Below are 12,364 nucleotides of genomic sequence, written 5' to 3'. Positions count from 1 at the left end.
GAGGCCCCGGTAGAACCGGAGCACTGGCCGGACAACGCCCTCCGCGATGCCGTGGAACTGCGACAGGCCGGTCTCCGGGCTCGTGAGCGAACCTGAAAGGTTCGACGCTGCGCCTTCCCGTGCGAATACACAGTGGCCTTGCAGACTGCGTGAAAACTACTGCGCTCGGCCATGCGGCGTTAAAAACAGTCTCAAAATGCTCATTTACAGCTCGTAAACTCCGCTTTCTCGCCTGTTTTTGCCTTACCTGACCTTCGCTCGCTACGTTTTCACACGGTCTGCTTATGCAGCGTTTGACTCACCTACCGTTGCGGGGGCAGCGCCGGCATTGGAACCGGCTTCCCTGTTTCACCCCGGCGCCGTCGATGGAAACGGCGCGGGGCACCTGAAGCAAGGCGCGCAGGGTAGAGGCTGGCAGCCCTGCCCGTCAACGCCGATACCGCTAATGCCGGGGCGTGAAACCCGGCGGCTTGCTGGCCAGCCACTCGACGAAGGTACGCAGGCGCTCATCCGCCAACAGCGCGTCCCGGCTGTTGTAGCTCAGCGCCAGCTCCTTTTCACTGAACAGCCGATGAATCTGGTTATGGCAGGCCCGGCATACCCAGAGCGTGGCGGTAATACGTTCGTGACGGGCAAAGCGCTTTTGCACATAAGCCTTGTCGTGCAGCGCCTTGGGAATCAGATGGTGACGGGTGAGTGCTACAGGCCGCGCGCAAAGCTCGCAGACCTCGGGCTGAGGCGGCAGACGGATAGGCTCGGCCATGGCGCCTCAGGGGTTGCGGGCAAGCTCGGGCGTGATCACCCGCTTGGCATCGAGATAGACGCGCTGCCAGTAAACATTGTCGAGGCTGTCTAGGCGCACGGTACCGCCACTGGATGGCGCATGTACGAAACGCCCTTCGCCGACATAGATACCTGCATGGCTCACGGCGCGCCCGCCATTGGTGGCGAAAAACACCAAGTCACCACTCTGCAAGGCATCGCGGCGCACGCCTGGGGTGCGCATCGCGCTCAACTCACGTGTCGAGCGAGGCAGACTGATACCGGCAGCATCGCGGTAGACGTAGCCGATCAAACCGCTGCAGTCGAAACCACCTTCCGGCGTGTTGCCACCAGAACGATAAGGGGTACCGACAAGCCCCAGAGCGCGGAACAATACGTCTTCGGCGCCGCCCTGATAGGAGGACGAAGAGACCGGTGGCTGGTAGACGGGCTGGGGAGCTGGAGCGCGACCGCTACAGGCGCTCAGCAGCAGGGCGAAAGAAATGAGGACGACGCGGGGCGTGAGGCGCATAAGCGAGGCAATCCAAAGCCTGAATGCGCCCTACTCTGCCGATTGCAGACAAACGGCGCAACCCTGGGGTTACGCCGTGACACATCAATTGTGGCGTTTGGCTGCCACCTGCTCCTCCACCGGAGCCAGCGCAAGAACACGCTTGGCCTGCAGGTAACTGCGGTTCCAGTAGCTGTCGTCAAGGCTGTCGATGCGCACGCCACCGCTGCGGCTGCTGCTGGAATGGATGAACTGGTCATCGCCCAGGTAGATACCGGCGTGGCTGACGCGACCACGACCGCGGTCGTTGAACAGGATCAGATCGCCCGGTTCCAGATCGGCACGCGCAACCTTGGGCGCGTCGAGGTTGATCAGCTCGCGAGTGGAGCGCGGCAGCTCCAGGCCGACTTCCTCACGGAACAGATAACCGACGAAACCGCTGCAATCGAAACCGGACTGCACCGAGGTGCCACCGTAGCGATAGCGCGTACCGATCAGCGAACGCCCGAGATCGAGCAGGCTGTCGGCCAGCTGCGGCATTTCATAGGGCTTGTCGTCGATCAGCGCGCTGATTTCATCATCAGCAGGCTCGGCCTGATGAGAGAGCGGACGAGCAACCGGCTCGACCTTGGCTTCGCTGATCTGCGACTGCGGCGAATGGCCGGCGCAGGCAGCGAGAAAGACTGTCAGTGCAAGAGGCACGAGGGGTGCGAAGCGTTTTAGCATGGGCACGACCGTGTCGGTTGATTTACAAGTCGGCGACTATGCCCTCTATAACGCTCATTTGCAAATTCTATCGCTGGAAATGTGACCCAGTGGTTTTGCCGCGCCATCTAACGCGCCCGGCTGTCGCACAGCCGGACGAATCAGGCACTAGCCGAGAATCTCGCTCAAGGGAATAAAACGCAGCGCGTCCCCTTCGGCCAGCGTGCTGCCCTCCACTACCTCAGCCAGACCTTCGGCCCACGCGGCACTGCGCAGAACGCCAGAACTCTGGTTGGCGTAAGGCACCACACGACCATTCTCCAGGCGTGCGCGTAGGTACTCTCGACGTTTGCCCGGCTTGTTCCAGGTGAACCCCGCCGGCACAACGAAACCCAGAGGTTCGACCCGCTGCACACCAAGGCGACGCAGTATATAAGGACGCGCCAACAGACCGAAGGTGACCAGTGTGGAGGCCGGATTGCCCGGCAGGCCTATCACCGGAACCCCTTGGTAATGGCCGAAAGTCAGCGGCTTGCCCGGCTTTATAGCCAGTTTCCACAGCGCCAACTCGCCCGCCTCACGCAGCGCCAGGCCGAGATAGTCGGCCTCGCCTACCGACACACCGCCCGTGGAAAGAATCAGATCGACCGCGCCCAACGAGCCCAGCGCCTCACGGGTGCGCTGCAGGTCATCGGGCAATATCCCCGCATCCACCACCGCGCAGCCCAGACGCTGCAGCCAGGCGATCAGCAGGCGCCGATTGCTGTTGTAGATCTGCCCTGGACCGAGCGTCCGCCCCGGCTCCACCAGCTCGTCGCCCGTGGACAGCACGGCCACGCGCAAGCGCCGACGCACAGCGAGCTGCGCCGCTCCCAGAGACGCCGCCAACCCAAGCTCGATAGGGCCCAAACACGTACCGGCAGGCAGCACGCACTCTCCCGCGCGAGTTTCCTGACCTTGGTTACGGACGTTCTGCCCGGCTTTCAGCGCCTCGCGAAAATGCACGCACCCGGCTTCATCGACCTCGACGTTCTCCTGCATCTCCACGGTGTCGGCGCCTTCTGGCAATGGCGCACCGGTGAATATACGCGCGCAGGTGCCCGGCTGCAGGGGCTCAGGCGCAGTACCGGCCTGAATACGCTGACTGACCGGCAGCGGCTGGCCCTCCCAGTCAGCCAGCCGCAGGGCATAGCCATCCATGGCGCTGTTGGCCCAGGGCGGCAGATCCAGCCCAGCGATCAGCGGCTCAGCCAGTACCCGGCCATCGGCCTCAGCCAGCGCAACCTGTTCGGCCTGCTCGATGGGCGCAGCGTCGGCCAGTGCCAGCAGGCGCTGCAACGCCGCTTCCATGGGCAACAGGCCGGGATGATCGCAGCAGGTCATCCGCGCGTCTCGCAGGCGGCGGCTTGCTTCAGGTGCGGCACGAAATTGCAGGGACGATGCCGCGCATCCAGCTGCTCGGCGAGAATCCCGTCCCAGGCGGTGCGGCAGGCGTTGGTCGAACCCGGCAGGCAGCACACCAGCGTGCCGTTGGCCAGGCCGGCCAGCGCGCGCGACTGGACGGTGGAAGTACCGATATCGGCCACGGAGATCTGCCGGAAAAGCTCGCCAAAACCGTCGACCTGCTTGTCCAGCAGGCAGGCGACTGCCTCCGGCGTGCTGTCGCGCCCGGTGAAACCGGTACCGCCGGTAATCACCACGACCTGCACCTGATCCTCGGCAATCCAGGTCGCGACCTGAGCGCGAATCTTGTACAGATCGTCCTTGAGCAGCACCCGGGCAGCCAACTGGTGGCCTGCGCTGGTCAGGCGATCGACCAGCAGTTGTCCCGAGGTATCGGTCTCCAGCGTACGCGTGTCGCTGACGGTCAGCACGGCAATATTCAGCGGCACGAAAACCGCCTCGGCCTTATGGTTCATGACAGACATCCAATTGCGAGAGAATGAGCCTGTTATATCACACAGACTGCCTTCGGAGACTGCCCGCATGCCCGCACCCAACTCCCCACTCACCTGCTCTGTATTGCTGCTTTCCGGCGGCCGCGGCCAGCGAATGGGCGGGCGCGACAAGGGGCTGGTGCAATGGCGCGGCCGGCCGCTGATCGCCTGGCTGCACGACCTGGTCAGGCCGTTGAGCGATGATCTGATCATCTCCTGCAACCGCAATAGCGAAAGCTACGCACCCTACGCCGACCAACTGGTCGCCGATCCGGACCACGACTTTCAAGGGCCGTTGGCCGGTATTCGTGCCGGCATGGCCGCGGCACGCCACGAGCAGATGCTTGTGCTGCCATGCGATGCCCCGCTGGTGGACCGTGCACTGATCGAATCACTGCTCGCCCACGCCGGCAGCCAGCCGGTGGTGATTCGCCAGGGCAACTACTGGCAACCCCTGTTCTGCCTGCTGCCGACTCGATTGAAGGAGGATCTGGAGCACGCCTGGCAGTCCGGCGAGCGCAGCCCGCAACGCTGGTTCGGCAAACTTTCCCCCATCGCCGTCGTTTGCCCGCCGGACGATGCGCGGCTGGCCAACCTGAACACCCCCGAAACGCTGGCAAAAAGCGCACCTGCAAGCTGAAGCCAAACGCCCGCTGCGGAACTCGCAAAACAGTTTTACGTCTGAGCGAAGGTATGGCACCCATTTGAATGCAAGGAGAAAGACCATGACCAAACGGATCATCCCCGCCCTGCTGATGACCCTCGGCTTCGTTGTAATGGCCGGCTGCTCTACGCCGTCGGTGATCACGCTGAACGACGGGCGTGAGATCCAGACCGTGGACAAGCCAAAATTCGATGAGGAATCCGGCTTCTACGAATTCGAGCAACTTGATGGCAAGCGCGCCACGATCAACAAGGATCAGGTGCAGACCGTCAAGGATCTCTGAGACCAGACCAGAGGCGCGACCGACTAGCACCGGGTTCGCCCCGGCTGCAGAAACGGCGGATCAGCCTGCAGATTTTTTCAGGCTAACCCCTTGTGCGGTAAAAGTTTTTCGGTAGAATACGCCTCATTCGGAGTGTAGCGCAGCTTGGTAGCGCGTCTCGTTCGGGACGAGAAGGTCGCAGGTTCGAATCCTGTCTCTCCGACCAAATCAAAAACCCGCCTTAACCGGCGGGTTTTTTATTGCCTGCAGCTTTCTCGGCGTCAGCCTTTCAGCTCAAAAAGCCCGCCACCTGATCGGCATCGAATGGCCAGTTCAGCTCACTACCGGTATCACAACGGCGCAGCACTGGAATGCGCAAACCGTACTGTTCGACCATTCCTTCGTGCTCGGCAATGTCGATCAACTCGACCAGCAGACCATTCTCGACGAACGGCATCAGCAACGCCTCGGCCACCTCACAGAGATGACACCCCAGGGTTCCGAAAAGTTGGCATTCAGGCGTCATGTGCGCACCTCACTATCCGCAAGGTGCGCAGTTTAACACCGGGCTGGATCAGCTCACGTCTCCGCCCTTGCCTGCCTGACCGGCGAGCAGCGACTGCAAGCCGTCGAGCAGGCTGCGATTGAGGCTGTCGGCCTTTTCCAGACGAGGCAGGTCGAAGCGCTCATCGAGCGAGAAACCGCCCTTGAGCAGATCCTTGAGCAGGCCGCCAGCATCCTTGCTCAGATCACCGGCAGTACGCAGCGCATCGAGCAACCCCTGCGCATACTCCTGCAGCCCGCCATTGACCGCGCTGGCACCCTGTCCGGCCACCGCACCATAGGCGTCGGTAGCCTGGCGCACGCTGGTCTGGGTCAGACGCAGAGACATCGATGCCAACTGCTCGCTGTCCATTTCCAATGCCATGGCGCGGTCGAAAGCGCCAGCCAGGTCACCGGCATAGAACTTGTCGGAAAGATCCTGAACCTGGCTGAAGAGTTTCTCCAGCGCCTTGACCTCGTCGTCGTCCAGCTCACCTTCGACATCGACTTGCCAGCCGCCGATGCGCATGCTGCCGGACTGGCTGCTACCCGCTACGGTGGTGGACTTGCCGTCGCTGGAGGCTGCGAAGCTGCTCTGTGACCAGCTGGCAGAAGCCTGCGCTACGGAAATACGCAGGCGATCGCCATCACGTGTGGTCACGGACAGGTCGAACGTCTCTGCCAATGCACTGAAGCGCTCGCTGTAGCCAGCTACCGCAACTTTGCCAGACTCGCTCGGGGCACTACCGAAGCGCTTGTCGAGATCGCCAAGACCATCCTGAATGCGCTTGTAGGTGTCGTCGATATCGCTGGCCACCTGCCCCTTGAGCACGCCCATACCATCAAGAATCTTGCGTGCCTCGGCGAAGCCCTTCTCCACGCCGTCGCGCGCCTGGGTCAGCAGCTTGTCCAGCTTGGCCGGATCGGCCCCGGCGGCCGCCTCACTCTGCAGACGCTGCTCGATGAAACCGAGAATACGCCCGGCTACCTTCTCTGGCGTGTAGTCATCACGCGGCCCGGAAAGCGACCCCGGCTGCACGCCCAGTTTCTCGGCAAGCCGATTGGCCAGGGTAGCCTGCGGATCGGCGGAACTGTTGCGCGCTGCCACAGACGGGCTGGTTTGCGCGGCGCGGGACGCGGCAGAATTGAGTGAGCTCAGAGGATTCATGGCTGGGTACCCGAATAGGTTATCTGCCGAACTTAACGGCCTGTGGAAAGCTACCTTTAACTTTTATCGACCAACGGTTACCGATTTTTCTCAGGTCGATTTCCCGTGGGCGCATTTTTTCTGATCGATGGCGCCCTCCGAAAATACCCATAGCCGCGGTCTAGAGCCTGCGCCCGTCCAGCCTCCGCTTCGCTTGAAGCCCCGCCAGACTAAAGTCTTACAGTCGACTCGCTATCCAGATGCTTTATTTCATCGCGCCGTAACTGATCGGTCACATGGTGGCCGAGCTGCTAATAACAACGAGGAGACAACAATAATGAGCAAGACTCCCCTCGCCCGCGCCGTGGCCCTCGCCACGCTGGGCGCCTGCCTGACGCTGCCAACCCTGGCACAGGCTGACTTTATCGGCGACAGCAAAGCAACATTGGAACTGCGCAACTTCTATATGAATCGCGATCTGCGCGACACTACGGCGGCTCAGCAGTCCAAGCGCGAAGAATGGGCTCAAGGCTTCATCTTCAAGGCCGAATCAGGGTTCACCGAAGGCACCGTCGGCTTCGGCCTGGATGCCTACGCAGGCCTGGGCCTGAAACTCGACTCTTCGGACGAGCGCGCCGGCACCAACCTGCTGCCCAATGGTTTTGGCAACGAAGGCCCGGACGAATACTCCGAAGCCACCGGCGCGGTCAAAGTGCGCATGTCCAAGACCGTGGGCAAAGTCGGCGGCCTGATGCCCAAGCTCCCCATTGTCTCCTCGGGCGACTCGCGCCTGCTGCCGCAGGTCTTCAACGGCGGGATGATCACCTCACAGGAAATCGATGGCCTGACGCTCAACGGCGGACAACTGCGCGAAGTGAATTTCCGCAATTCCACCAACAGCCAGGACATCACCGCCACCAACGTCGGCGGCGAGAGCGATCGCTACAATTTCGCTGGCGGCGACTACAAGTTCAACGGTGGCAACACCACCGTTGGCCTGTGGTACGGCGAGCTGGAAGACATCTACGACCAGAAGCTGTACAACCTAATCCATGTGCAACCGATCGGAGACTGGAAACTGGGCGCCAACCTGGCCTACTTCGACTCTCAGGACAACGGCCGCAAACTCGGCGGCAATCTCGACAACGACCTGACCTCGGTCAACCTCTGGGCCGGCATCGGTGCGCACACCTTCCGCGTGGGCTATCAGAAGGTCGGCGGCGACAATGCCTTCCCCTTCCTGGCCGAAACCGACCCCTACATCGTCAACTACCTGCAGATTCTCGACTTCACCCGTAAGGACGAGAAATCCTGGCAGGCGCGCTATGACATCAATTTCGCCAGCTACGGCATTCCCGGGCTGACGGCTTTCGTGCGCTACGTTACCGGCGACAGCTTCGACGGCGTCGGCGGCGCCAGCGGCAAGGAATGGGAACGCGACGTGGATATCAGCTACATCATTCAGGAAGGCCCATTGAAGAACCTCGGCGTGCGCTGGCGTAACGCGATGGTACGCTCCAACGCGAGTATCGGTGACCTTGACGAGAACCGCCTGATCGTCAGCTACACCATCCCGCTGATGTAAACGTTCCAGCAACACCTAGACGCCGCAACACCAGTACCGGGTTGCGGCGCCTTTGGTCTTGCCGAGAACAGTCGGAGCCTTATCTCGACCAGGCTCCAGCGACTCTGGAGGATAACGCGATGGACGACTACCAACCCCTGGCCTGCGACCTCTACGACTACCTCGAGATCGCCTGCATGCACGGTTATCAGCTGGATGTCGAACTGGTCGACGGCACTCGCCTGCTGGGCCAGGCGCTGACCACGGAAACCGCCGCGAGCAAGGAGGAATTTCTCTTGCTACGGACGACCGATGGCGAGCAGCGTCTGCGCATGGATCGGCTGCTGGCGATCACCCCGCAGGATCCGGGCGCCAGCTTCGGCCGGGTGCTGTTGAGCGGCAAGCGCTGCTGAGCGCAACGCCCAGGTAACGCTGCATTACCACATCAGATCGTCGGGAATCTGATAGGCCGCGTAAGGATCGTCGGCATCCGGCTCTTCGACATGGGTATTGAGCAGAACGATGCGCGAGGCATCGCGCTCCTGGATCTTCAGCGCGGCTTCACGCGGAATAATTTCATAACCACCACCATGGCGAACGATGGCCAGCCAGCCGTTGGACAGCTTGTTGCGCACCATGGTGTTGACCGGCAGGCGCTTGACCTTCTTGTCATCGACGAAGTTGTAGTAGTCCTCGCCATCGAGCTTGGGCAGGCGCGAACGCTCGATCAACTGCTTGATCTGCGCCGTACGGGCTTTCTGCTCGGCCTTTTCCTGCTGCTGGCGGTTCAGCTCCTGATCGCGCGCAGCCTTCTCGGCCTGAGCCTGCAGTGCTGCCTGGCGCGTGCTGTCGTCCAGTTCGGCCTGGCCCTTGTGCGCCAGGCGCTTCTGCTTCTGCTGCTGCTTGCCAACCTGCTTGGCCTGTTTTTCATTGACCAGGCCGGCTTTGAGCAGCTGGTCGCGCAGGGAAAGACCCATGACTAAAGATCCCGAACATGATTTTGTTGCGGCAGCAACGCAGATTCGCGCTGCCAGTCCAAGGCGCCCAGCATAAGGGCTAAGACGCAGCGGCTCCAGCCCGAAAACCCAACGGTAGCCCGGATGCAATCCGGGAGGCACGAGCTAGGCATTTCCCGGATTGCATCCGGGCTACGTCATCAACAGCCTGGCGCCTGCTTTTCCAGCTTCTTGGCCTCGCCCCACAGCGCGTCCAGTTCTTCCAGCGAGCAGTCGCCAGGGCTGCGCCCGGCTTCGCGCACGCTTTTCTCGATAAAGCGAAAGCGTCGCTCGAACTTGCCATTGGCGGCGCGCAGCGCGCCTTCAGGATCAACCTTCAGGTGCCGCGCCAGGTTGGTCACCACGAACAACAGATCGCCAATCTCCTCGGCCACCGCCTCGGCATCGTTCTCGCTCATGGCTTCGAGCACTTCGTCCAGCTCTTCGCGGACCTTGTCCACCACCGGCAGCGCTTCGGGCCAGTCGAAACCGACCTGGGCGGCGCGCTTCTGCAACTTGGCGGCGCGCGAAAGCGCCGGCAGCGCAGTGGGTACGTCATCGAGCAGCGACAGCTGTTCGGGGGCGGCGGCCTTTTCGGCGCGCTCCTGCGCCTTGAGCTCTTCCCAGTGCTGCTTGACCGCGGCCTCCTCCAGTTTGGCCGCATCCGGCGCACCATACAGGTCACCGTCTGGGAATACGTGGGGGTGACGGCGGATCAGCTTGCGGGTGATGCCATCGACCACCCGGGCGAAGTCGAAGCGCCCCTCCTCCTGCGCCAGCTGGCTGTAGTAGACCACCTGAAACAGCAGGTCGCCCAGCTCCCCCGGCAGGTGATCGAAATCACCGCGCTCGATGGCGTCGGCGACTTCGTAGGCCTCCTCCAGCGTGTAGGGCACGATGCTCGCGTAGCTTTGCTTGAGGTCCCAGGGACAGCCGTGTTGCGGGTCGCGCAGGCGTGCCATCAGGTGCAGCAGGTCGTCGAGTTGGTACATGAATACGTCCTGTTATGCCACGCGGTGACGACGCGCCTCGATGATATTGGGCAACTGGCCGATACGCGCCAGCAGACGACCGAGCGCATCGAGCCCCGGGATTTCCACGGTAATCGACATGGAGGCGGTGTTGTCCTCCTTGTTCGAGCGGGTGTTGACCGCCAGCACGTTGAGTTTCTCGTTAAGCAGCACCTGGGTGACGTCACGCAACAGACCGGAGCGGTCGTAGGCCTTGATGACGATTTCCACCGGGTAGGTCTGCACCGGCACCGGCCCCCAGCTCACCTGGATCATCCGCTCCGGCTCGCGCGCGGTCTGCTGCAAGGCTGTGGGACAGTCCTGACGGTGGATGGTGACGCCACGCCCGAGGGTGATGTAACCGACGATGGGGTCGCCAGGCAGCGGCTGACAGCAGCCGGCCATCTGCGTCAGCAGGTTGCCGACACCCTGAATCTGGATATCGCCGCGCTTGCCCGGTTTAAAGCCCTGCGCCTTGCGCGGAATCAGTTCGAGCTGCTCACTGCTGCGCTCCGGCTCGACCAGTTGCTGCGCCAGGTTGACCGCATGAGCCAGGCGAACATCACCGGCGCCCAGGGCCGCGAACAGGTCCTCCGCAGTCTTGAGATTGGCTTTCTCGGCCAGCTTGTCGAAGTCCGCGCCCACCAGTGCCATCCGCGCCAGCTCGCGCTCGAGCAACTGCTTGCCGGCGGCGACATTCTGGTCGCGGTCCTGCAGTTTGAACCAGTGGACGATCTTGGCTCGCGCACGGCTGGTGGTGACGTAGCCCAGGTTGGGGTTGAGCCAGTCGCGACTCGGTGAGCCCTGCTTGCTGGTGATGATCTCCACCTGCTCCCCAGTCTGCAGGCTGTAGGTCAGCGGAACGATTCGCCCGTTGATCTTGGCGCCGCGGCAGTTGTGGCCGATCTCGGTGTGCACGCGGTAGGCGAAGTCCAGCGGCGTCGCGCCCTTGGGCAGGTCGATGGCGTGGCCGTCGGGGGTGAAGACGTAGACCCGGTCCGGCTCGATATCCACGCGCAGCTGTTCGGCCAGACCGCCGATATCGCCCAGCTCCTCATGCCACTCGATGACCTGACGCAGCCAGGAAATCTTCTCTTCGTAGTGATTGGAGCCGGATTTGACGTCGGTGCCCTTGTAGCGCCAGTGCGCGCAGACGCCCAACTCGGCCTCTTCGTGCATGGCGTGGGTGCGGATCTGCACCTCCAGCACCTTGCCTTCCGGGCCGAGCACGGCGGTGTGCAGCGAGCGGTAGCCGTTTTCCTTGGGATTGGCGATGTAGTCGTCGAATTCCTTGGGGATGTGCCGCCACAGGGTGTGCACGATGCCGAGCGTGGTGTAGCAGTCGCGCACCTCCGGCACCAGCACGCGCACCGCACGCACATCGTAGATCTGGCTGAACTGCAGGCCCTTGCGCTGCATCTTGCGCCAGATCGAGTAGATATGTTTCGCCCGGCCGCTGATGTCGGCCTTGATGCCGGTGGCGTCGAGCTCCTGGCGCAGATGATCCATCGCATCATTGATGTACTGCTCGCGATCCAGACGACGCTCGTGTAGCAGCTTGGCGATCTGCTTGTACTGCTCCGGCTCCAGGTAGCGGAACGACAGGTCTTCCAGCTCCCATTTGATATGGCCGATGCCCAGGCGGTGAGCCAGTGGCGCATAGATGTCGAACACCTCGCGCGCGACGCGCTGACGCTTCTCTTCGTCCGCTTCCTTGACCGCGCGAATGGCGCAGGTACGCTCGGCCAGCTTGATCAGCGCCACGCGTACATCGTCGACCATGGCCACCAGCATCTTGCGCAGGTTCTCCACCTGCGTCTGCGAGCCGACCACTACCGACTCGCGCGGGTTGATACTGGCGCTGATCGCCGCCATGCGCAGCACGCCTTCGATCAGCTTGGCCACCACCGGGCCAAAACGCTGATGAACCGCCGCCAGAGTGATCTTGCCCTCACGCACCCCGCGATAAATGATCGCCGCAACCAGCGAATCCTGATCGAGTTTAAGATCGGCGAGGATTTCCGCGATATCGAGGCCGGCGCGAAATGTCGATGCGCCCTCGCTCCAATGATGCTCGGTAGTGTTGGCCTGCTGCTCCAGATCGCGGGCGAACTCACAGGCTTCTTGCAGCGCCTTGCGATCCAGCGCCGGATCGACGCGGGTGACATGATCCAGCCAGGCCTCAAGATTGATGCTGCCGTCGTCGTTGACTGGCTGATGCGCTCTCACTTGAACCATCGTCTTACCTTCCCTACGGTGCGCAT

14 protein-coding genes, 1 tRNA gene and 1 riboswitch are annotated in these 12,364 nt (G+C 62.3%); of the genes, 5 read left to right on the top strand and 10 right to left on the bottom strand.

Annotated features, from left to right (window positions below; translation table 11 throughout):
- Positions 1-48 precede the first annotated feature (48 nt).
- Positions 49-404: riboswitch (cobalamin riboswitch) on the bottom strand.
- A 38-nt stretch (positions 405-442) separates the two neighbouring features.
- The 5 genes from DXK50_RS10545 to moaB form a co-directional block, all read right to left on the bottom strand.
- Positions 443-763, bottom strand: a complete 321-nt coding sequence (locus DXK50_RS10545) for a hypothetical protein (protein WP_212630268.1) — start codon at positions 761-763, stop codon at positions 443-445.
- A gap of 6 nt (positions 764-769) precedes the next feature.
- Positions 770-1,294 carry a C40 family peptidase gene (locus DXK50_RS10540; protein ID WP_212630267.1) on the bottom strand — a complete coding sequence of 175 codons (525 nt, stop codon included), beginning with the start codon at positions 1,292-1,294 and terminating at the stop codon, positions 770-772.
- A gap of 84 nt (positions 1,295-1,378) precedes the next feature.
- A complete protein-coding gene (locus DXK50_RS10535) occupies positions 1,379-1,999 on the bottom strand; it encodes a C40 family peptidase (protein ID WP_212630266.1) in 621 nt (206 codons plus the stop codon).
- Between the two features lie 147 nt (positions 2,000-2,146).
- Complete coding sequence (locus DXK50_RS10530; RefSeq protein ID WP_212630265.1) at positions 2,147-3,361, bottom strand: molybdopterin molybdotransferase MoeA; 1,215 nt, start codon at positions 3,359-3,361, stop codon at positions 2,147-2,149.
- Positions 3,358-3,897, bottom strand: coding sequence for a molybdenum cofactor biosynthesis protein B (gene moaB, locus DXK50_RS10525; RefSeq protein ID WP_212630264.1), 540 nt, complete (start codon positions 3,895-3,897; stop codon positions 3,358-3,360). Before moaB ends, DXK50_RS10530 begins: the two co-directional genes overlap by 4 nt.
- A gap of 67 nt (positions 3,898-3,964) precedes the next feature.
- Between moaB and mobA the strand changes: the two genes are divergently transcribed.
- From mobA to DXK50_RS10510, 3 genes are all read left to right on the top strand, one after another.
- Positions 3,965-4,555 carry a molybdenum cofactor guanylyltransferase MobA gene (gene mobA / locus DXK50_RS10520; RefSeq protein WP_212630263.1) on the top strand — a complete coding sequence of 197 codons (591 nt, stop codon included), beginning with the start codon at positions 3,965-3,967 and terminating at the stop codon, positions 4,553-4,555.
- An 85-nt stretch (positions 4,556-4,640) separates the two neighbouring features.
- Positions 4,641-4,862, top strand: coding sequence for a YgdI/YgdR family lipoprotein (locus tag DXK50_RS10515; protein ID WP_161866339.1), 222 nt, complete (start codon positions 4,641-4,643; stop codon positions 4,860-4,862).
- Positions 4,863-4,990: 128 nt separating this feature from the next.
- Positions 4,991-5,067, top strand: a tRNA-Pro gene (locus DXK50_RS10510).
- 63 nt (positions 5,068-5,130) lie between these two features.
- Here the strand turns inward: DXK50_RS10510 and DXK50_RS10505 are convergent.
- Together DXK50_RS10505 and DXK50_RS10500 are read right to left on the bottom strand one after the other, a co-directional pair.
- Complete coding sequence (locus tag DXK50_RS10505) at positions 5,131-5,367, bottom strand: glutaredoxin family protein (RefSeq protein ID WP_161866340.1); 237 nt, start codon at positions 5,365-5,367, stop codon at positions 5,131-5,133.
- A gap of 48 nt (positions 5,368-5,415) precedes the next feature.
- The gene (locus DXK50_RS10500) at positions 5,416-6,552 is read right to left on the bottom strand and encodes a DUF5610 domain-containing protein (RefSeq protein ID WP_212630262.1); all 1,137 of its coding nucleotides are present in this window, start codon (positions 6,550-6,552) and stop codon (positions 5,416-5,418) included.
- Positions 6,553-6,868: 316 nt separating this feature from the next.
- On the opposite strand from DXK50_RS10500, the gene DXK50_RS10495 reads away from it, so the two are divergent.
- Together DXK50_RS10495 and DXK50_RS10490 are read left to right on the top strand one after the other, a co-directional pair.
- Complete coding sequence (locus tag DXK50_RS10495) at positions 6,869-8,116, top strand: OprD family porin (protein WP_212630261.1); 1,248 nt, start codon at positions 6,869-6,871, stop codon at positions 8,114-8,116.
- 119 nt (positions 8,117-8,235) lie between these two features.
- Entirely contained in the window at positions 8,236-8,508 is a 273-nt protein-coding gene (locus DXK50_RS10490; protein ID WP_212630260.1) for a Rho-binding antiterminator, read from the top strand.
- A 24-nt stretch (positions 8,509-8,532) separates the two neighbouring features.
- Here DXK50_RS10490 and DXK50_RS10485 read toward each other — a convergent pair whose 3' ends face one another.
- The 3 genes from DXK50_RS10485 to relA form a co-directional block, all read right to left on the bottom strand.
- Positions 8,533-9,072 carry a DUF2058 domain-containing protein gene (locus DXK50_RS10485; protein ID WP_161866344.1) on the bottom strand — a complete coding sequence of 180 codons (540 nt, stop codon included), beginning with the start codon at positions 9,070-9,072 and terminating at the stop codon, positions 8,533-8,535.
- A 179-nt stretch (positions 9,073-9,251) separates the two neighbouring features.
- Entirely contained in the window at positions 9,252-10,082 is an 831-nt protein-coding gene (gene mazG / locus DXK50_RS10480; RefSeq protein ID WP_212630259.1) for a nucleoside triphosphate pyrophosphohydrolase, read from the bottom strand.
- A 12-nt stretch (positions 10,083-10,094) separates the two neighbouring features.
- Positions 10,095-12,338: a GTP diphosphokinase gene (gene relA, locus DXK50_RS10475; RefSeq protein WP_161866346.1), complete on the bottom strand. Its 2,244-nt coding sequence runs from the start codon at positions 12,336-12,338 to the stop codon at positions 10,095-10,097.
- Positions 12,339-12,364: the final 26 nt, after the last annotated feature.

Origin of the sequence: Pseudomonas sp. KB-10 (genome assembly GCF_018221585.1) — a bacterium.
GTDB lineage: Bacteria > Pseudomonadota > Gammaproteobacteria > Pseudomonadales > Pseudomonadaceae > Aquipseudomonas > Aquipseudomonas yangonensis.
This window is presented reverse-complemented; position numbering and strand designations above follow the sequence as displayed.